The sequence below is a fragment of the Streptomyces sp. NPDC002754 genome (assembly GCF_053592315.1).
In genome coordinates this window covers 357914-377264 of record NZ_JBSFVM010000002.1, presented here as the reverse complement: position 1 = coordinate 377264, position 19351 = coordinate 357914, and the positions used below count along the sequence as shown (strand labels likewise).

At 70.7% G+C, this 19351-nt stretch carries 17 protein-coding genes and 1 pseudogene; 5 read left to right on the top strand and 13 right to left on the bottom strand.

Going from position 1 to position 19351, the window contains the following annotated elements; translation table 11 throughout:
- Positions 1-17: 17 nt before the first annotated feature.
- The 5 genes from ACWD2L_RS09105 to ACWD2L_RS09085 all read right to left on the bottom strand — a co-directional run bounded on the left by ACWD2L_RS09105 (position 18) and on the right by ACWD2L_RS09085 (position 4863).
- Entirely contained in the window at positions 18-1343 is a 1326-nt protein-coding gene (locus ACWD2L_RS09105; protein ID WP_351342688.1) for an MFS transporter, read from the bottom strand.
- A gap of 54 nt (positions 1344-1397) precedes the next feature.
- The gene (locus ACWD2L_RS09100) at positions 1398-2393 is read right to left on the bottom strand and encodes a DUF2891 domain-containing protein (protein ID WP_351342690.1); all 996 of its coding nucleotides are present in this window, start codon (positions 2391-2393) and stop codon (positions 1398-1400) included.
- A 112-nt stretch (positions 2394-2505) separates the two neighbouring features.
- Positions 2506-3150 carry a pyroglutamyl-peptidase I gene (pcp, locus tag ACWD2L_RS09095; RefSeq protein WP_351342692.1) on the bottom strand — a complete coding sequence of 215 codons (645 nt, stop codon included), beginning with the start codon at positions 3148-3150 and terminating at the stop codon, positions 2506-2508.
- 13 nt (positions 3151-3163) lie between these two features.
- Positions 3164-4123, bottom strand: coding sequence for a DUF979 domain-containing protein (locus tag ACWD2L_RS09090; protein ID WP_351342694.1), 960 nt, complete (start codon positions 4121-4123; stop codon positions 3164-3166).
- Entirely contained in the window at positions 4120-4863 is a 744-nt protein-coding gene (locus ACWD2L_RS09085; RefSeq protein ID WP_351342696.1) for a DUF969 domain-containing protein, read from the bottom strand. Before ACWD2L_RS09085 ends, ACWD2L_RS09090 begins: the two co-directional genes overlap by 4 nt.
- A gap of 171 nt (positions 4864-5034) precedes the next feature.
- Here ACWD2L_RS09085 and ACWD2L_RS09080 point away from each other — a divergent pair, with 171 nt between their 5' ends.
- The 3 genes and pseudogenes from ACWD2L_RS09080 (at position 5035) to ACWD2L_RS09070 (ending at position 7585) form a co-directional block, all read left to right on the top strand.
- Entirely contained in the window at positions 5035-5799 is a 765-nt protein-coding gene (locus ACWD2L_RS09080) for a LamB/YcsF family protein (RefSeq protein ID WP_351342698.1), read from the top strand.
- Between the two features lie 2 nt (positions 5800-5801).
- A pseudogene (locus ACWD2L_RS09075) lies at positions 5802-6413 on the top strand (5-oxoprolinase subunit B family protein); the annotation flags it as partial.
- A 314-nt stretch (positions 6414-6727) separates the two neighbouring features.
- Entirely contained in the window at positions 6728-7585 is an 858-nt protein-coding gene (locus ACWD2L_RS09070) for a 5-oxoprolinase subunit C family protein (RefSeq protein WP_351342700.1), read from the top strand.
- On the opposite strand, the gene ACWD2L_RS09065 is transcribed toward ACWD2L_RS09070, so the two are convergent.
- The 6 genes from ACWD2L_RS09065 to ACWD2L_RS09040 form a co-directional block, all read right to left on the bottom strand.
- Positions 7582-8124, bottom strand: coding sequence for a TetR/AcrR family transcriptional regulator (locus ACWD2L_RS09065; protein WP_351342712.1), 543 nt, complete (start codon positions 8122-8124; stop codon positions 7582-7584). The genes ACWD2L_RS09070 and ACWD2L_RS09065 overlap by 4 nt on opposite strands.
- A gap of 66 nt (positions 8125-8190) precedes the next feature.
- On the bottom strand, positions 8191-9222 hold the full coding sequence (locus ACWD2L_RS09060) for an agmatine deiminase family protein (protein ID WP_351342714.1): 1032 nt from the start codon (positions 9220-9222) through the stop codon (positions 8191-8193).
- Positions 9223-9246: 24 nt separating this feature from the next.
- On the bottom strand, positions 9247-10959 hold the full coding sequence (locus ACWD2L_RS09055; RefSeq protein WP_351342702.1) for an urease subunit alpha: 1713 nt from the start codon (positions 10957-10959) through the stop codon (positions 9247-9249).
- Positions 10956-11654 (bottom strand): urease subunit gamma, encoded by a 699-nt coding sequence (ureA, locus tag ACWD2L_RS09050; RefSeq protein ID WP_351342704.1) that lies wholly within the window; start codon positions 11652-11654, stop codon positions 10956-10958. The genes ACWD2L_RS09055 and ureA overlap by 4 nt, the downstream gene beginning before the upstream one ends.
- A 197-nt stretch (positions 11655-11851) precedes the next feature.
- On the bottom strand, positions 11852-12940 hold the full coding sequence (locus tag ACWD2L_RS09045; protein ID WP_351342705.1) for a branched-chain amino acid aminotransferase: 1089 nt from the start codon (positions 12938-12940) through the stop codon (positions 11852-11854).
- A 279-nt stretch (positions 12941-13219) separates the two neighbouring features.
- Positions 13220-14263: a 3-isopropylmalate dehydrogenase gene (locus ACWD2L_RS09040; RefSeq protein WP_351342707.1), complete on the bottom strand. Its 1044-nt coding sequence runs from the start codon at positions 14261-14263 to the stop codon at positions 13220-13222.
- A 130-nt stretch (positions 14264-14393) separates the two neighbouring features.
- On the opposite strand from ACWD2L_RS09040, the gene ACWD2L_RS09035 reads away from it, so the two are divergent.
- Positions 14394-15953: a purple acid phosphatase family protein gene (locus tag ACWD2L_RS09035; RefSeq protein ID WP_351342709.1), complete on the top strand. Its 1560-nt coding sequence runs from the start codon at positions 14394-14396 to the stop codon at positions 15951-15953.
- A 28-nt stretch (positions 15954-15981) separates the two neighbouring features.
- Here the strand turns inward: ACWD2L_RS09035 and ACWD2L_RS09030 are convergent, their stop codons facing one another.
- On the bottom strand, positions 15982-16125 hold the full coding sequence (locus ACWD2L_RS09030; RefSeq protein ID WP_266714423.1) for a hypothetical protein: 144 nt from the start codon (positions 16123-16125) through the stop codon (positions 15982-15984).
- Positions 16126-16526: 401 nt separating this feature from the next.
- Between ACWD2L_RS09030 and ACWD2L_RS09025 the strand changes: the two genes are divergently transcribed.
- The gene (locus ACWD2L_RS09025; protein WP_351342711.1) at positions 16527-17450 is read left to right on the top strand and encodes an NADP-dependent oxidoreductase; all 924 of its coding nucleotides are present in this window, start codon (positions 16527-16529) and stop codon (positions 17448-17450) included.
- A 212-nt stretch (positions 17451-17662) separates the two neighbouring features.
- On the opposite strand, the gene pruA is transcribed toward ACWD2L_RS09025, so the two are convergent.
- Positions 17663-19300 (bottom strand): L-glutamate gamma-semialdehyde dehydrogenase, encoded by a 1638-nt coding sequence (pruA, locus tag ACWD2L_RS09020; protein ID WP_351345331.1) that lies wholly within the window; start codon positions 19298-19300, stop codon positions 17663-17665.
- Between the last annotated feature and the right edge of the window lie 51 nt (positions 19301-19351).

Here is a 19351-nt window from a genome sequence, read left to right as displayed (position 1 = left end):
AAAAGAGCCCGCTGCGGTCAGGCGGTCTGCTTCGCCGGCGTGCCGCCGACGGCCTCCGCGTTCTTGACCTGGTTCAGGTCGATGTCGCGGGTCTCGCGCATCGTCAGGTAGACGATCAGCGAGACGGCCGCGCACCCGGCGACGTACCAGTAGAAGCCCGACTCGATGCCCGCGTCCTTGAACCAGAGCGCCACGTATTCGGCGGTGCCGCCGAAGAGGGCGTTGGCGATGGCGTACGGGAGAGCCACGCCGAGGGCGCGGATGCCCGTCGGGAAGAGCTCGGCCTTCACGCAGGCGTTGATGGACGTGTAGCCCGTGACGATGACGAGGGCGAGCAGGGAGAGGCCGAGGGCCGGCCAGAACGAGCCCGCGTGCTGGAGCAGCGTCATGATCGGCACGGTCAGGAAGGTGGAGCCGACCGCGAAGGTGATCAGCAGCGGGCGGCGGCCGATCCGGTCGGACAGCGCGCCGGCGAGCGGTTGCAGACAGGCGAAGACGACGAGGGCGAAGAAGGAGACGAGGGTGGCCGTGTCCTTGCTGAGGCCCGCCGAATTGGACAGGTACTTCGTCAGGTACGTCGTGTACGTGTAGTACGCGACCGTGCCGCCCATGGTCAGCGCGATCACGAGGAACGCCTCGCGCTTGTGCGCCATCAGCGCCTTGATGGTGCCCTTGTCGTCGCCGCCCACGGTGGCGTCCGCGTCGGCGGACTCCTCGTAGACCTCGGTCTCCAGCATGTTGCGGCGCAGGTAGAAGATGATCGCCGCGCCGAGGGCGCCGATGATGAACGGGATGCGCCAGCCCCAGCTGTGCAGGGCGCCGTCGGTCATGGTGCGCTGGAGCACGATCATCAGCCCGAGGCCGACGATCTGGCCCGCCGTCATCGACACGTACTGGAAGCTGGAGGCGAAGCCGCGCTTCTCCGGGGACGAGGCCTCGGTGAGGTAGGTGGCGCTGGCCGCGTACTCGCCGCCGACCGAGAGGCCCTGGAGCAGGCGCGCGATCAGCAGCACGACGGCGCCGCCGTAGCCGGCCACCGCGTACGTCGGCGCGATGGCGATGAGCACCGCCGACGCGGACATCAGCGAGACGGTGAGGGTCAGCGCCGCCTTGCGGCCCTTGCGGTCACCGACCCGGCCGAGCAGCCAGCCGCCCACGGGGCGCATGAAGAAGCCGACGGCGAAGATGCCGGCGGTGTTCATCAGCTGGGCGGTCGGGTTGCCGCTCGGGAAGAAGGATCCCGCGAAGTACGTCGCGAAGCTCGCGTACACGAACCAGTCGAACCACTCGACCATGTTCCCGGCCGAGCCGACCAGGATCTTCTTCCATTGTTCTCGTCCCATGATCGGCACGATGCGGGAGTGGTCATGCTCAGAGCAAGAGCACCCGGGCAACGATCACGCGTACTTGCGTTCATAGTGTTCACGGGGCTGTTCGCGGTGCGGTTCACGCGCGAGTTCGGCGAACGTCGCGAGCCAGTGGTCGGTCGTGAAGTCGCCGCTCTCGACGGCCGGGAGGCCCGCGTCGAGGTGCTCCTCGGCCGCCTTCGTGAGCCGCTCGCGCACGAGTCCCTCCGGCAGTGCGTTCGCGATCGTGCGCAGCGCGGCGGCGCGGGAGAGCGCGAGGCCGAGAAGGTGGCCGATGTGCGGGTCGGCGTGGTCGGAGACGACCGGTACGTCGAGGAGTGCGCAGGGGGCGTCGGCGGCGAGGGCGGGGAGGAAGCGGTCGAGCCAGGCGGCGAAGTCGTCGGCGTTCTCGAACACGCGGCGCATCGCGTCGGCCTCGGTCAGCGCCGGCGACAGGAAGTCCTGGCCGGAGGGCTCCCAGTGGGCGGGCGCGTCGTGGTCCGCGGCGAACCAGCTCCGCAGTCGTTCCCGTACGGCGTCGAGGGTGCGGGCGGGCAGTCCGGCCCGCTCCCCCGTGTCGAGGATCAGGCCGAGGGCGAAGGCGCTGTTGGCGTGGATGCCGTGGCGTACGGGATACGTGGCCTTCGGGAGCCAGTCCGTGAGGAGGCGGTCGACCGCGTCCACGGCCGGGGCGAAGGCGTCGGCCCAGCGGGTGCCCTCGCACTGCGCGGCGAGCGCGACGAGCCAGGCCCAGCCGTAGGGGCGCTCGAAGCCCGGTCGGGCGAGGAGGTAGTCGGCTTCCCGGGTGAGGTTCTCGCGGGTGAGGTGGCGGTCGAGTACGTCGGCGTGGGCCTCCGGCCGGGTCCGGAGCAGCAGCCAGTGCATGTGCACGGAGCTGTGCCAGTCGTAGGCGCCGTAGAAGGCGGGGTGGAGCTCGCTCGGGCGGGCGTTGTCGTCCGGGGAGGTGGTGAGGTGGGCCGTGAAGTTGGGGTATTCACGGGTGACGTTGGCTGCCGCCAGCTGGGCGGTTTCGTCCGGGGTGAGCATGGGGGGCCTTTCGGTGGGGCGGGGTGCGGGCGCGTGCCCGCGGGGTGCGTGTGCGTCGCCGGGTGCGGTGCTGCTGTGGTCCGGTTTGCGCAGTTCCCCGCGCCCCTGGCCGTCAGTGCGTTGCGCCCTCCGTGACCTTGAGGTCTTCGTTCGTCGAGGCAGCCGTCAGCAGCAACGAACGGATGGCCGTGGCGACCGTTTCGGCCGGGAGGGACGGTGCTGAGCCGTCCGGTACCTGGTCCGGTGCCCACGGGACGTGGACGAAGCCGCCCCGGGTGTCCGGGAGTTCCGTGGCCAGGAGGTGGGCGAGGCCGTAGGCCACGTGGTTGCAGACGAACGTTCCGGCCGTGTTGGAGAGTGCTGTCGGGACCCCCGCGGAGCGCATCGCCGACACGCACGCCTTCACCGGCAGCGTCGAGAAGTAGGCGGCCGGGCCGCCCGGTACCACCGGGACGTCGATCGGTTGCGCACCCGCGTTGTCGGGGATGCGGGCATCGTCGACGTTGATGGCGACGCGCTCGATCGTGACGCCGGGGCGGCCGCCCGCCTGGCCGAGGCAGACGACCAGGTCGGGGCGGGTCTCGGTGACCGCGGCCCGTAGCGTCTTCAGTGATTCGCCGAAGACGCACGGGAGTTGGACCGCCGTGACGGCGAGACCTTCCGGTGGCGCGGCGGCGACCGCCCGCGCCGCCTCCCACGACGGGTTCAAGGACTCCCCGCCGAACGGTTCGAATCCCGTGAGCAGTACCCGGGTCATCGGCTCCGACCTCCTAGAACGCGAACAGCGACATGATCACGATGTTGCAGCCGAGGAGCGCGAAGCCCGTCGGCAGTTGTGCCTTGATCGGCCCGTACTGGTCCTTCAGTTCGAGGAGGGTCGCCGGGACGATGTTGAAGTTGGCGGCCATGGGCGTGATGAGCGTGCCGCTGAAGCCCGCGAGCATGCCCATCGCGAGGACCGCGGGCTCGTTGCCGCCCATCTGCTGGATGAGCACCGGCCAGCCGATCGCCGCCGTCATGACGGGGAAGGCCGCGAAGGCGTTGCCCATGATCACGGTGAACAGGAACATGCCGACGCAGTACGCGATCACGGCCAGGTACTTGGAGTCGTCCGGCAGCATGGCGTTCGTGATCCGGCCGACCTGGCTGCCGACGCCTGCGACCGCGAAGATCGTGCCGAGGACGGAGAGGAGTTGGGGCAGCAGCAGCGCCGCGCCCATCGCCTCCAGCATCGAGCGGCCGGAGTGGATCGGCGTCGACACCTTGCGCTCGCCGGTGACCAGCATCCCGACGACGAGCGCCGCGACGCAGCCGACGCCGAGCCCGAGGAGGGTGGCCTGGCCGGTCTCGAAGATCCCCGATTCGTCGAGGAAGGACGCGCAGATGATGGCGACGATCGGGATGGTGAGCGCCGGGATGAACAGCTTGTTGCCGAGGCGGACCGCGGACTTCTCGCGCTGCTCCTGCGTGGTCGTGACCGGTTCGCCCTTGCCGATGAAGTTGAACCCGGCGAGCGCGATCAGCGCGAGGACCGCAACGCCCAGGGGTTCGGCGGGCAGCGCCTTCGAGCCGCCCGCGACCCCGGTGCCGTAGGGGAAGGTCAGTCCGAGCAGCCCCCAGAAGGCGGCCGACGTCCAGCGCTTGGGGTTGGTCCGGTCCCTCGCCATCTGCACGGCCATGACGACGAAGACGAGACCGATCAGCCAGTAGAGCCATTCGACCTTGATCACTTGGCGGTCTCCTTCCCGGAGTCGCCCGGGGTCTGCTTCGGCAGCGGGATGTCGTGCTCGGCGGCGGCGAGCGCCATCTCGCGCTCCAGATGCCTGTCGAGGCGCAGCAGGCGGGCGCCGTGGATGAAGAAGGCGCAGACGGCCAGCGGGATGGCCCACAGCGCGAGCTGCGTGGGTTCGAGGTGCTCGTGGTACGTCGAGTTCACGAATCCGGTGATCAGCAGGATCGAGCCGATCGCGATGAAGCAGTCCTCACCGAAGAAGACGCCGACGGTGTCGGCGGACGCCGAGTAGGAGCGGACCTTCTCGCGCATCTTGTCCGGGAGCACGGCCCCGGACTTGCGTTCGGCGGCGGCCTCCGCCATCGGCGCGACGAGCGGGCGGACCGCCTGGGCGGGGCCGCCGAGGTTGTTGAGGCCGAAGGCGGCGGTGACCTGGCGGACCAGCAGGTACGCGGTGAGGAAGCGGCCGGCGCTGAGCTTGCCGAGTTTCCCGATGAGGGTGCGGGCCTGTTCGCGCAGGCCGTAGCGCTCCAGGAGGCCGATCACCGGCAGCACGATGGCGAAGACGGTGACGGAGCGGCTGTCGGCGAAGGAGGTGCCGAAGGCGGCGAGGATCTCCAGCGGGTTCATCTTGCCGAGCAGCCCGGTGACGATGCCGGCGACACCGACCACGAGAACGGGATTGCGGCGCGTGACGAATCCGAGGATCACCACGAGCACGCCGAGCAGAACGATCATGCGGCGGCCTTTTCGATGAGGGACGCACTTATGGATGAGGGATGCACGGACCCTAGAGGATCGTTCAACGATCTAACAAGAGGTTCCGGAGCGCGGACATCCGATCGGGCTTTCATCGAGACCGAATCTTGACCCTTGTCGGATCGTTCAACGATCCTCTACCTTGAGCTCGTGATCCAGGATGTCATCGACCTCAATGCCGACCTCGGCGAAGGCTTCGGCCGGTGGAGCCTCACCGACGACGAGGCCCTGCTCTCCGTGGTGACCAGCGCCAACGTCGCCTGCGGGTTCCACGCCGGCGATCCCTCCGTGATGCGCCGGGTCTGCGACCTGGCCGCCGAGCGCGGTGTACAGATCGGGGCGCAGGTCTCGTACCGGGACCTCGCCGGGTTCGGGCGGCGCGCCATGGACGTGCCGCCGGACGAGCTTGCGTCCGAAGTGGCGTACCAGATCGGGGCGTTGCGGGTGTTCGCCGAGGCGGCCGGCGCCGAGGTGGCGTACGTGAAGCCGCACGGGGCGCTCTACAACCGGACCGTGCGGGACGCGGAACAGGCCCGTGCGGTCGTCGACGGTGCGCGGCTCGCGGGTGGGGAGCTGCCCGTGCTGGGGCTCCCCGGATCCCAACTGCTGCGCGTGGCCGAGGAGTTCGGGCTGCGGCCCGTGCGCGAGGCCTTCGCCGACCGTGCGTACACCCCCGAGGGCACGCTCGTGCCGCGCCGCGAGCCGGGCGCCGTCGTCGAGGACGCGGACGCCGTGGTGCGCCGGTCCGTCGCGTTCGCGGTGGACGGAGGGGTCGAGGCGGTCGACGGGTCCCATGTCGCCGTCGCCGCGCGGTCGTTGTGCGTGCACGGTGACACCCCTGGCGCGGCGGCGATCGCGGCGCGGGTGCGGGTGGCGCTCGAGGGCGCCGGGGTTGAGGTCGGGGCGTTCACGTGAGCATGCGCGTACGGGCTGCCGGGCGGCGGGCGCTGCTGGTGGAGTTCGACGACGCCGAGCAGGCGGGGGCGTTCCACGCGGAGGTGCTGCGCAGGCGCGGTGCGGGGGTGCTGCCGCCGGTGCGGGAGATCGTGCCGGGGGCGCGGACGGTGCTGCTCGACGGGGTGGCGGAGCGGGATGCGCTCGCGCGCCAGGTGGGCGAGTGGGATGTGCCGGTGGGCTCCGTGGCGGAGGGGGACGTCGTGACGATTCCTGTCGTGTACGACGGGCCGGATCTGGCGGAGGTGGCGGGGCTGTGGGGGGTGTCGGTGGCGGAGGTCGCCGCGGTGCACTCCTCGTTCGAGTACCGGGTGGCGTTCTGCGGGTTCGCGCCGGGGTTCGGGTATCTGGCCGGGTTGCCGGAGGGGTTGCGGGTGCCGCGGCGGGCGACTCCGCGTACGCGGGTTCCTGCGGGGGCGGTTGGGGTGGCTGGGGGGTACTCGGCGGTGTATCCGCGGGAGTCGCCGGGTGGGTGGCAGTTGATCGGGACGATGCCGGATCCCGGGGTTCTGTGGGATGTGGGGCGGTCGGCGGCGGCGCTGTTGTCGCCTGGGACACGGGTCCGTTTCGCCCCGACGGGGCCGACGCCACGGGGCTCCGCCCCGGACCCCGCGCCTCAATCGCCGGCGGGGCTTGATGTCGCCGCCGGGCCGGAGCCCACGACTCATGCCCCCACGGGGTTGACGTCACGGGGCTCCGCTGCCCAATCGCCGCAGGGGCTTGAATTGCCCGCTTCATCGCCTCATGAGTCGAGGCTTGATCTGTCCGCGTCTCAAGGGTCGGCGGGGACCGGTTCGGCATATCAAGCCCCGCTTTCGGACGAGAGCCAGCGGGGTGTGGGGCGGAGCCCCACAGTGCGGAGGACGGACGGGGCGGGAGGGGGCACGGCATGAGCGGGAAGATCACCGTCGTGCGGGCCGGGGCGCTCACCACCATTCAGGACTCCGGGCGGATCGGCCACGCCCACCTCGGCGTTCCCAGGTCCGGCGCGCTGGACGCGGATGCGCTGCGGCTGGCCAACCGGCTGGTCGGGAATCCGGAGGACGCCGCCGTACTGGAGACGACCCTCACCGGGTGTGCGTTGCGCCCCGACCAGGGCGTCAGCTTCGTCGTGGGTGGGGCGCCGTGCCCGGTCACCGTCGACGGGGCGCCCGCCGCTTGGGGCGTACCCGTGTACGTGCCGGCCGGAGCGACCCTCGACGTGGGCACGGCCAGTGCAGGCGTGCGGTCCTACGTCGCCGTAGCCGGAGGGTTCGCCGTCGAGGCCGTGCTCGGGAGCCGGTCCACCGATCTGCTGTCGGGGCTCGGCCCCGCACCGCTGGGCGCGGGGGACCTGTTGCCCGTCGGCGAGGCACCCGGTGCGCACCCCGCCACACCGGTGGCCGCACCATGGACCGCTCCCCCGGAGGAACTCGTGCTGCCGGCCCGGTTCGGGCCGCGCACGGACTGGTTCACCGAGGGCGCGCGCCGCACCTTCGTCACCGCCACGTACACCGTCTCGGCCAACAGCAACCGGATCGGCCTGCGTACCGAAGGGCCCTCCCTGGAACGGGAGTTGGACGGCGAGCTACCCAGCGAGGGCATGGTGCTCGGCGCGGTGCAGGTGCCCCCGGACGGGCGGCCCGTGGTGTTCCTCCACGACCATCCGACGACCGGCGGCTACCCGGTGATCGCCGTCGTGGACGAGGACGCCCTCGGCGCGGCGGCCCAGGCGGCGCCCGGCACCCCGCTCCGGTTCACCCTCTAGCCGTTCCGGGACAGGGCTTCGTCCAGGAACTCCCGTACGTGGCCCATGACCTGGCCCCGGTCCGCGCGCAGGCCGATCGCCACCGCGATGGAGAAGCCGTCGAGCAGCGCCCGCAGCCGGGTCGCGAAGCGGTCCGGGTCGAGGGCCCCGAACTCGCCGCGTGAGACGCCCTCGGCGAGCAGCGCCACGAGGTCGCGGTGCCAGGTCCCCTCGATGGCGGCCTGGCGGGCCCGCGCGTCGTCGTCGGCGTTGCGCGAGCGGTTGAACACCTCGAGCCACAACGTCCAGTGCGGATCGCGCGGCGCGTCCGGGACGTACAGGTCGACGTAGGCGTCGAGGCGCTCCCGCGCGCTGCTGCCGCCGACCAGCAACTCCCGGCGGCGCGCGCCCAGTCGACCCTCACTCCACTCCAGCGTCCGCAGCAGCAGCTCGTCCTTGCTGCCGAAGTGGTACGCGAGGTGGCCGCTGCTCATGCCGACCTCGCGGCCGAGCGCGGCGAGCGTCAGCCGTTCGAGGCCGTGCTCGGCGATCATCGCCATGGTCGCGGCGAGCACGGCCTCGCGCGGTGGCGCCGGTGTGCGTCGGCGCTGCGTCCCGGTCACCGCTCAGGCACCCGAGAGCGGTTGCTGCTGAGTGATGCAGTGGATGCCGCCGCCCGCCGCGAAGATCGTGCGGGCGTCGACGAGGGTGACCGTCCGGGACGGGAACAGCCGGCGGAAGATCGCCGCGGCCTCCTCGTCGTTCGGGTCGTCGAAGCCGCACAGCACCACGCCGTCGTTGCAGAGGTAGTGGTTGATGTACGAGTAGTCGACCCAGCCGCCGTCCGCCGCGTCCGTGAGGACCTTCGGCGCCGGGACCTCGACGATCTCCAGGGGCCTGCCCCGCGCGTCCGTCTGCCCGGCGAGGCAGCCGATGATCTCGCGGCTCACCTCGAAGTCCGGGTGCGCCGGGTCCCGCTGAGAGTGGACCAGGACCACACCGGGCGCCGCGAAGGCCGCCACGATGTCGACATGTCCACGCGTGCCGAACTCGCCGTAGTCCGCGGTGAGTCCGCGCGGCAGCCAGATCGCCTTGGACGTGCCGATCCGGGCGTGGATCTCCGCCTCGACGTCGCCCTTGGGGCGGCCCGGGTTTCGGCCCTCGTCGAGCTGCACCGTCTTCGTCAGGAGCACCGTGCCCTCGCCGTCGACGTGGATGCCGCCGCCCTCGTTGACGAGCGACGTGGAGTGCACGGGCACACCGGCCAGGTCCGCGACATGGCGCGCGATCTTCGCGTCGTGCTCCCAGCGGGCCCAGCTCTGCGCGCCCCAGCCGTTGAACGTCCAGTCCACGGCGGCCAGTTCACCGGACCCGGAATGCCTCACGAACGTAGGGCCGATGTCGCGCATCCACGCGTCGTCCAGTTCCCGCTCGACCAGCTCGATCGACGGGTCGAGCAGCGCCCGCGCGGACTCCGCCTGCCCCGTGCCGACGACCATCGTCAGCGGCTCGTGGCGGCGCACCGCATGAGCTACGGAAGCCCACGCGGCCCGCGCCCCGGCCAGTTCGGCCTCGTCGGAGAAGGTCGGGTTGGGGCCCGGCCACGCCATCCACGTGCGCGCGTGCGGGGCCCACTCGGGCGGCATCACATACGTCATGGGCTGCGTCATGAGCTCGATCCCTTACAGGAAGTAGAGGCGGTTGAGGGAGACGGACTCGGCCGGCTCGGAGCGCAGCGGGTCGCCGTCGAGGGTGACGAGGCCCGTGCGCTGGTCCACGTCGACCGCTCCCGTACGGGAGTTGAGGCGCAGATCGGCGGGGCCGATGCCGCGCGTGCCGCGGACCGCGACGCGGCGCCTGCGGGTGGGCATCGTGTCGTGCCCGTCGTCGACGGCGGCCTGCGCGACGAAGGCGACCGACAGCTCGGCGGCCGTCGCTCCGTACGCCCCGAACTGCGGGCCGAGAACCAGGGGTTCGCAGGTGTCGGTGGCGGCGTTGGGGTCACCCACCACCCCGTACGCGGGGAAGCCGGACTTCAGGACGAGCTGCGGCTTGGCGCCGAAGAACTCGGGGCGCCACAGCACGATGTCGGCCATCTTGCCGGGCTCGAGCGACCCGATCTCGTGCGAGAGGCCGTGCGCGATGGCCGGGTTGATGGTCAGCTTCGCCATGTAGCGCAGGACGCGCTCGTTGTCGTGGCCGACGCCCGGGTCGCCGAGCTCGCCCTTCATCTTCCCGGCCATCGCGAACGTCCTGCGCACGGTCTCCCCCGCACGCCCCATGCCCTGCGCGTCCGAGGACGTGATGCCGATGGCGCCCAGGTCGTGCAGTACGTCCTCGGCACCCATCGTCCCGGCGCGGATCCGGTCGCGGGCCATCGCGGCGTCGCCGGGGAGGTCCGTCTTCAGGTCGTGGACGGAGACGATCATGCCGTAGTGCTCGGCGACGGCGTCGCGGCCGAAGGGGAGGGTCGGGTTGGTGGACGAGCCGATGACGTTCGGAACTCCCGCCATCTTCAGTACATTTGGCACGTGGCCGCCGCCGCAGCCCTCGATGTGGAAGGCGTGGATGGTCCGGCCTTCGAGCACCTTGAGGGTGTCCTCGACCGACAGGCACTCGTTCAACCCGTCGCTGTGCAGGGCGACTTGGACGTCGTGCTCCTCCGCCACCCGGAGGGCGGTGTCGAGGGCGCGGTTGTGTGCGCCCATGTCCTCGTGCACCTTGAATCCGCAGGCGCCGCCCTCGGCGAGTGCCTCGACCAGCGGGGCGTCCTCGGAGGACGAACCCCGGCCCAGGAAGCCGATGTTGACCGGCCACGCGTCGAAGGCGGAGAACGCGTGCTTCATCGCCCACGGCGAGTTGACCCCGACGCCCCAGACCGGGCCGAACTCCTGGCCGATGATCGTGGTGACGCCGGAGGCGAGCGAGGCCTCCATGATGCGCGGCGACAGCAGATGCACGTGGGTGTCGACGGCTCCGGCGGTGGCGATCATGCCCTCGCCGGAGACGATCGTCGTGCCCGTGCCGACCACGACGTCGACGCCGTCCAACGTGTCCGGGTTTCCGGCCCGCCCGACGGCGTGGATGCGGCCCTCCCGGATCCCGATGGAGACCTTCCTGATCCCGAGCGCGGCATCGATCACCACGACGTTGCTGATCACGATGTCGCAGGTGTCGCGGACCGCGGCGGCCTTCAGGTGCAGCCCGTCACGCGCGGTCTTGCCGAACCCGGCGAGGAACTCGTCCCCGTAACTCTGGGAGTCGGACTCGACCTTGATGGTGAGCCCCGAGTCCCCGAGCCGGACGCGGTCACCGGCGCGCGGGCCGTGCGTCCCCGCGTACTCGTAGGGGGTCAGTCGGCGGGCTTCGGCGGCGTGGCCTCCGGGGCGGCTCATCGGCCCTCCTCCTCAATCTTGGCACCCCGGTATCCGCAGGCGGCGGCGCGGCGCAGCGCCTCCTCGCGGGCGCCGGGGGCGTCCAGCGGACCGTCGACCAGACCCGCGAACCCAATGGCGACCCGGGCCCCGCCGATCGGCAGAAGCCCGACGTCCCGGGTCTCCCCCGGCCCGAACCGCACCGACGACCCCGCGGGCACCGCGAGCCGCATCCCGTACGCCTTGTCCCGTACGAAGTCCAGGCGCGGGTTGACCTCGAAGAAGTGGAAGTGGGAGGTGACGGAGACGGGGACGGTCGCCGTGTTGGTGACGGTGAGCGTCAACTCGGGCCCGGGGTCGTGGTGTTCGGGGCCGGGCAGCAGCGCGCCGGGGGCCTCGTCCGTGAGACTGCCGCCCGCGATCGGGTCACTCACGACCGCGAGCCGCGAACCGTCGTCGAAGACCGCCTCGACGTGCACCTCGGTCACCACATCGGCGACGCCCGGCAGCACGTCGTCGGGCCCGAGCACGGAGCGCGCCGCCTCGATCGCCTCGGCGAGCCGCTCCCCGTCGCGGGCCGCCTCGCAGACGGTGTCCGCGATCAGGGCGGTCGCCTCCGGCACGTTGAGCCGCAGGCCGCGCGCCTTGCGGGCCCGCGCGAGCTCGGCGGCGCCGAACAGCAGCAGCCGGTCACGTTCCGTGGGGGTCAGTCTCACGCCGTCACGCCTCCTCGTCGTTCTTAGAGCGCCATTCTAACGCTGGCCGCTGCGAGCTGGAAGGCCAGGTGGTGACAGGGTGCGGTGCAGGTTGAATCGCGCTCTAAAATCGCCGCACGGCGCACACGCAAACAGGGCCGCACCCCCGAACGGGAGTGCGGCCCTGCACTGGTAGGCCGACCGGCCGAGCGGAGCGACTAGCCCAGCTCGTGCATCCAGCCATGCGTGTCCTCGGCCTTGCCGCGCTGGATGTCCAGGAGCGCGTTGCGCAGCTTCATCGTGACCTCGCCGGCCTCGCCGCCGGACTGGGTCCACTCGGCGCTCGCACGCTTGACCGTGCCGACCGGCGTGATGACGGCGGCGGTGCCGCACGCGAAGACCTCGGTCAGCTCGCCGGACTCCGTGGCGGCCTGCCACTCGTCGATGGAGATGCGGCGCTCCTCCGACTCGTAGCCGAGGTCGCGGGCGACCTGGAGGAGCGAGTCACGGGTGACGCCGGCGAGCAGCGAACCGGTGAGGGTGGGCGTGACGATTTTGTCGCCGTACACGAAGTACAGGTTCATGCCGCCCAGTTCCTCGACCCACTTGTGCTCGACGGCGTCGAGGTAGGCGACCTGGTCGCAGCCCTTCGCGGCGGCCTCGGCCTGCGCGAGCAGCGACGCCGCGTAGTTGCCACCGGTCTTGGCGTCGCCGACACCGCCGGGCACGGCGCGCACGCGGTCCTCGGAGAGCCAGATGGAGACGGGCTTCACGCCGCCGGGGAAGTACGCGCCCGCGGGCGAGGCGATGACGATGAAGAGGTACTCGTTGGCGGGCTTCACGCCCAGCCCGACCTCGGTCGCGATCATGAACGGGCGCAGGTAGAGCGACTCCTCGCCACCGTGCGCGGGCACCCAGTCCTTGTCCTGCTGGACGAGCAGGTCACAGGCCTCGACGAAGGTCTCGACCGGCAGCTCGGGCATGCCGAGGCGCCAGGCGGAGTGCTGGAAGCGCTTGGCGTTCATGTCGGGCCGGAAGGTGGCGACCGAACCGTCGGGGCGGCGGTAGGCCTTCAGGCCCTCGAAGATCTCCTGCGCGTAGTGCAGGACGTTCGTGGCCGGGTCGAGGGAGAGCGGTCCGTAGGGCACCAGCTGCCCGTCGTGCCAGCCCCGCCCCTCGGTCCACCTCACCGTCACCATGTGGTCGGTGAAGTGGCGGCCGAATCCCGGGTTGGCCAGGATCTCCTCGCGCTGCGCGGCGGACAGCGGGGTGGCGGTGGGCTTGAGCTCGATCGTGGGCGTCGTCATGGTTGCGTGTCCTTCACCGTTGGTTGTGACGGACCGCGTTCACGCCTGCACCCTTTGTACTAGGACGTCCGAGCTTCCACGTACATCGCGGTCCCGCGTTCGATTATCGCGCGAGACGGGGTGTGCTCGGAAACGGACCCGGTGGTACCTGTCGGGTACGGGGGCGTAAAAGCGGCCCATGGGTTGATGGTCGCACCCAGGGGCCGCACGAGAACAGCCGCCGGGCGCGGTGTGCGACCCGGCGGCTGCTGTTTTCAGCAGTACGAGATGAGCGCCGGGTCAGCCGGCTACTACTCGGGCGACGAGGGCGTCACCGATCTCGTCGGTGGAACGCACGGCATCGCCGCGCTCGCCGAGGTCCGCGGAGACCGCGGTCTCGATGCGGGCGGCCTCGGCCTCGTACCCGAGGTGACGCAGGAGGAGGGCGACCGAGAGGATCGTGGCGCTCGGGTCGGCCTTGCCCTGGCCCGCGATGTCCGGGGCCGAGCCGTGCACGGGCTCGAACATGGACGGGAACTCGCGGCTCGGGTTGATGTTCCCGGAGGCCGCGACGCCGATACCGCCGGAGACGGCCGCGGCGAGGTCGGTGATGATGTCGCCGAAGAGGTTGTCGGTGACGATCACGTCGAAGCGGGCCGGGTCGGTGACGAGGTAGATCGTCGCCGCGTCGACGTGGATGTAGTCGGTGGTGACCTCGGGGAACTCCTTGGCCACCTTGTTGAAGATGTTCGTCCACAGGTGGCCCGCGAAGGTCAGCACGTTGTTCTTGTGGACCAGCGTGAGCTTCTTACGGGGGCGGGCCTGGGCGCGGGCGAAGGCGTCACGGACCACGCGCTCCACACCGAACGCGGTGTTGACGGAGACCTCGGTGGCGACCTCGTGCTCGGTGCCCTTGCGGATCACGCCGCCGTTGCCCGTGTACGGGCCCTCGGTGCCCTCGCGGACGACGACGAAGTCGATGTCCGGCTTGCCCGCGAGCGGCGTCGAGACACCCGGAAGGAGCTTCGACGGGCGCAGGTTGACGTGGTGGTCGAACGCGAAGCGGAGCTTCAGCAGGAAGCCGCGCTCCAGGACGCCGGACGGCACCGACGGGTCGCCGATGGCGCCGAGCAGGATGGCGTCGTGCTTCTTGAGCGAGACGAGGTCGTCCTCGGTGAGGGTCTCACCGGACGCGTGGTAGCGCTTGGCGCCGAAGTCGTACTCCTCGGTCTCCAGCTTCACATCCTGCGGAAGGACGGCGGAGAGGACCTTGAGACCCTGGGCCACGACCTCCTGGCCGATACCGTCACCGGGGATCACTGCGAGATTGATGCTGCGAGACATGTTCAGCACCGTACTCCTTGTCCCATGGAATGACATGGGCTGTCCACGATCCGGACGACCGTCCACCTGTCGCTCTTTGTTCACCCGTACGTCTGGCGGGAGTTGACGGTCGCTGGGAAGTTCTCCTGCCATGGACACTCCGAACGTCGGCATCCCGGAGCGGCTCGCCCAGCGGATGAGCATGGCGGAACAACACGAGTACCTCCGTACGAAGTTCAGCAGGCGCCGGATGCTGGCGGGGGCCGCCGGGACGGTGGGCGGGGTCGCCCTCCTCGGCGGCGGCACGGCGACGGCGGCCACCACCGTCGTCCCGCGGCGCGGCCCGGTGCGCGTCGACGGCTCCCTCGTCGCCCCCTTCGGCCGGCATCTCGCCTTCGGCGCCGACCCGAAGACGCAGATGCGGATCTCGTGGCAGGTGCCGTTCGCGGTCAAGGACCCCTATCTGCGGGTGGGATCGAAGCCCTGGGAGCTGAGCCGGAAGATCGCGGCGGAGGTGCGCGCCCTGCACACCCCGTCGCTGTCGAAGAAGCTCCCCGAGGTCGAGCAGCTCTACCTGCACGCCGCGCTCGACCACCTCAGGCCCGGCACGACGTACTACTACGGCGTCGGCCACGACGGCTTCGACCCGGCCGACGCGGAGCGCCTCGGCACACTCGGCACCTTCCGTACGGCGCCGGCCGCCCCGGAGTCGTTCGTCTTCACGGCCTTCGGCGACCAGGGCGTCAGCTACGACGCGCTCGCGGGCGACCAGATGATTCTCGGGCAGAACCCGTCCTTCCACCTGCACGCGGGCGACATCTGCTACGCCGACAGCAGCGGCCAGGGCAGGGAGTCGGACACGTACGACGCGCGGGTGTGGGATCAGTTCCTCGCGCAGACGGAGACGGTCGCCAAGTCGGTGCCGTGGATGGTGACGACCGGGAACCACGACATGGAGGCCTGGTACTCCCCGAACGGCTACGGCGGACAGAGCGCACGCTGGTCGCTTCCCGAGAACGGCCCGGACCCGTCGAAGGCTCCCGGCGTCTACTCCTTCACGTACGGGAGCGTGGGCGTGGTCGCGCTCGACGCGAACGACGTCTCGTACGAGATCCCCGCCAACAGGGGCTACCTGGACGGGAAGCAGACCGCCTGGCTCGACAAGCGGCTCGGTGAGCTGCGGGCGCGGGACGACATCGAGTTCGTGGTCGTCTTCTTCCACCACTGCGCGTACTCGACGTCCACGCACGCCTCGGACGGCGGGGTGCGCGACGCGTGGGTGCCACTGTTCGCCAAGCACCAGGTGGACCTGGTGATCAACGGGCACAACCACGTCTACGAGCGCACGGACGCGATCAAGGGCGCGGGGAACGGGGAGGTCGGCAAGCCGGTGCCGGTCGGCGCATCGACCGATCCGACGCGCGACGGCATCGTGTACGTCACCGCGGGCGGCGCCGGCAAGGACCTCTACGGCTTCGGGCCGGGCGTGCCGGACAGCTACGAAGGCGACGTGCACGATCGCGAGTCGATCGTCACCTTCCACTGGACGACGTCACGCCTGCCCGACCCGGACACCGTGGAATGGTCCCGGGTGCGGTACGCCGGCTTCTCGTTCCTCGCGGTGGAGGTGGAGAGGGGCCGGATGAAGGTGTCGGCGCTGGCCGAGAGCGGCGAGCGCATCGACCACTTCGAGGTACGAAGAAGGGCGTAGGGCCTGGCTTTTTTATCAGGCCCGGATCTCAGTGACCGGTCTCGCCGCCGTTGTCCCTGCGGTCCAGCGCGCGCTGGAGGGCGGCGGCCGCGGTCCTGGCGGCCTGGCGGTCGGCTTCGCTCGACGGGGAGACGTGACGGACTCGGCGGCGGACGGGCGTCGCAGTGGCCATGAGGGATCGACTCCTTGAGAATCCGTGGGAATCCTCGCGCGCCATGTGCGCAAGGGGATTTCGAGGTGCCGGAAGGGCGGGAAGCAGGAGCTGCAGGGGTTGCCTGCCAGGTGCTCCGGCTCGCTGCCGCCATTCGCCGGATCGGGCGAGTCGTTCGGCTTCTACAAAGCTAGGACAGGTCTCTGCTTCTGTCTCCACAATTACTCGGACTTCCTACTATCTGAGACGGGACCCGCGTCTTGGGCCCCACCAGCCCCATCGACAACAGTGCTCACAGTGGTGGCCGAGTCCGGTCGCGTGGCCGGGCCGGGCCATGGCGTGGCCGCCGTCCACGCACCACGATGGGTCCCCTACCGGCCGGGCCGCGGTGGCCCGGCCGGTCCCTGGGGAGGAGTCCCACCATGCGCGTCATCAGTCAGCGCCGGCTCGGCGGACCCGAGGTGCTCGAAGTGGTGGAGGTGGACCGGCCCGAGCCGGGGCCGGGTGAGGTACTGGTCCGGGTCCGGGCCGTGGGGGTGAACCCGGTGGACCGGATGGCGCGCTCCGGCGCCGCACCGCTCCTCGGCGATCCGCCGTTCACGCTCGGCTGGGACGTGTCGGGCGTCGTCGAGGCGGCGGGCCAGGAAGTCACCGAATTCCGGCCGGGCGACGAGGTGTTCGCGATGATCCGGGGTGGCGGCTACGCCGAGTACGTCGTGATCCGGACCGAGCACCTGGCGCCGAAGCCGGGCAATGTCGACCACGTCCACGCGGCGGCGGTGCCCGCGGCGGCGCTCACCTCGTGGCTCGCGCTCGTCGACGTGGGGCAGATCGGGCCCGGCCGCAGGGTGCTGGTGCACGCGGCGGCCGGGGGCGTCGGGCACGTGGCGGTCCAGATCGCCAAGGCCGAGGGCGCGTACGTGATCGGGACGGCGCGCGCCGACAAGCACGACTTCCTGCGGGAGCTGGGTGTGGACGAGCCCATCGACTACACGACCACGGATTTCGCCCATGCCCTGCGGGACGTGGACGTGGCCATGGACCTGATCGGTGGCGACTACGGGCCGCGCACTCTGGTCACGCTGCGGCCCGGTGGGCTCCTGGCCTCGGCGATGCTCTGGGATCCCGGGGTCAGTCAGGAGGACGCCGAGACCCGGGGTGTCCGGTTCGCGCCCATCTCGGTGCAGCCGTCGGGGGCGACGCTCCGGAAGGCGGCGGCGTTGCTGGCCGCGGGGCGGCTGCGGCCGCACGTCTCGGCCACGCTTCCCCTGGAGGAGGCGGCCAAGGCGCACGAACTGGGTGCCTCGGGCCACACCCAGGGCAAGACGGTCCTCACCCTGCCCTGAGCGACACCGGGACCGCTTGCCTCCCCCACCCCGCCCCTTCCCGAAAGTCCTGCCGGACGGGCCTGCTCAATCGCCGCAGGGGCTATGAGCGGCCCTGCCGGGTGGGTCTGCTCAATCGCCGCAAGGGCTATTTATAGCCCCTGCGGCGATTGAGCAGCGGGGTCCGGGGCGGAGCCCCGTGGCCGGGGGACGGCGACACGCTGCAGAGGCGGTCAGCCCATGTGCGGGTACGCGTAGTCCGTCGGCGACACCAAGGTCTCCTTGATGGCGCGAGTGAGCGTCCACCGCTGGAGGTTCTGCGGGGCCCCCGCCTTGTCACAGGTGCCGGAGGCGCGCCCGCCACCAAAGGGCTGCTGCCCGACGACCGCACCGGTCGACTTGTCGTTGATGTAGAAGTTGCCCGCCGCGTAACGGAGCTTCTCCATCGTGTGGGCCGCCGCTGCACGGTCGTTCGCGATGACCGACCCGGTCAGCGCGTAGTCCGAGGCCGACTCCATCTGCTCCAGCATGGCGTCGTACTGGTCGTCCTCGTACACGTGCACCGCGAGGAACGGGCCGAAGTACTCCGTGGAGAACACCTCGCTGGCCGGGTCCGAGCACTCGACGACCGTCGGCCGCACGAAGTAGCCGACGGAGTCGTCGTACGTGCCACCGGCGACGATCGTGCAGGACGCGTCGGACTTCGCGCGGTCGATCGCCGCCTTGTTCTTGGCGAAGGAACGCTCGTCGATGACGGCGCCGATGAAGTTCGACAGGTCGGTGACGTCACCCATCTTGATGCCGTCGACCTCGGCCGCGAACTCCTCCTTGAACCCGGAGTTCCAGATGGAGGCGGGGATGTACGCACGCGAGGAGGCCGAGCACTTCTGGCCCTGGAACTCGAAGGAGCCACGGGTCAGAGCCGTCTTGAGGACGGCGCGGTCGGCGCTCGGGTGGGCGACGACGAAGTCCTTGCCGCCGGTCTCGCCGACGAGCCGCGGGTAGGTGCGGTACTTCTCGATGTTGTTGCCGACCGTCTTCCACAGGTGCTGGAAGGTCTTGGTCGAACCGGTGAAGTGAATGCCGGCCAGGTCACGGTGGTTGAGCGCGACCTCGGAGACGGCCAGACCGTCACCCGTCACCAGGTTGATGACGCCCTTCGGAAGACCGGCCTCCTCCAGGAGCTGGAGCAGCAGGACGGCCGCGTGCGTCTGCGTCGGGGACGGCTTCCAGACCACCACGTTGCCCATGAGGGCGGGCGCGGTCGGGAGGTTGCCCGCGATGGCCGTGAAGTTGAACGGCGTGATCGCGTAGACGAAGCCCTCCAGCGGGCGGTGGTCCATGCGGTTCCACACGCCCGTGGAGTTCGCCGGCGGCTGCTCGGCGAGCAGGTTGCGGGCGTAGTGGACGTTGAAGCGCCAGAAGTCGATCAGCTCACAGGGAGTGTCGATCTCGGCCTGCTGCGCGGTCTTCGACTGGCCGAGCATCGTCGAGGCGGCCAGCGTCTCGCGCCACTTCGTGGACAGCAGCTCCGCGGCGCGCAGGATGATCGCGGCGCGGTCGTCGAAGGACGTCGCGCGCCAGGCCGGGGCCGCGGCCAGGGCGGCGTCGACCGCGTCCTGGGCGTCCTGCTCGGTGGCGTTGGCGTACGTACCGATGACGGACTTGTGGTGGTGCGGCTGCACGACGTCGAAGCGCTCGCCGCCACCCATCCGACGTACACCGCCGATGGTGCAGGGCAGCTCGATCGGGTTCTCGGCCAGCTCCTTGAGCTTGGTCTCCAGGCGGGCACGCTCCGGGGAACCGGGGGCGTAGCCGTGCACCGGCTCATTGACCGGGGCGGGGACCTGGGTCACGGCGTCGAGGGTCATGGGTCCGTATCTCCTTCGGGGGGTCGGGGAGTTATCGGTTGAGCAAGTGGG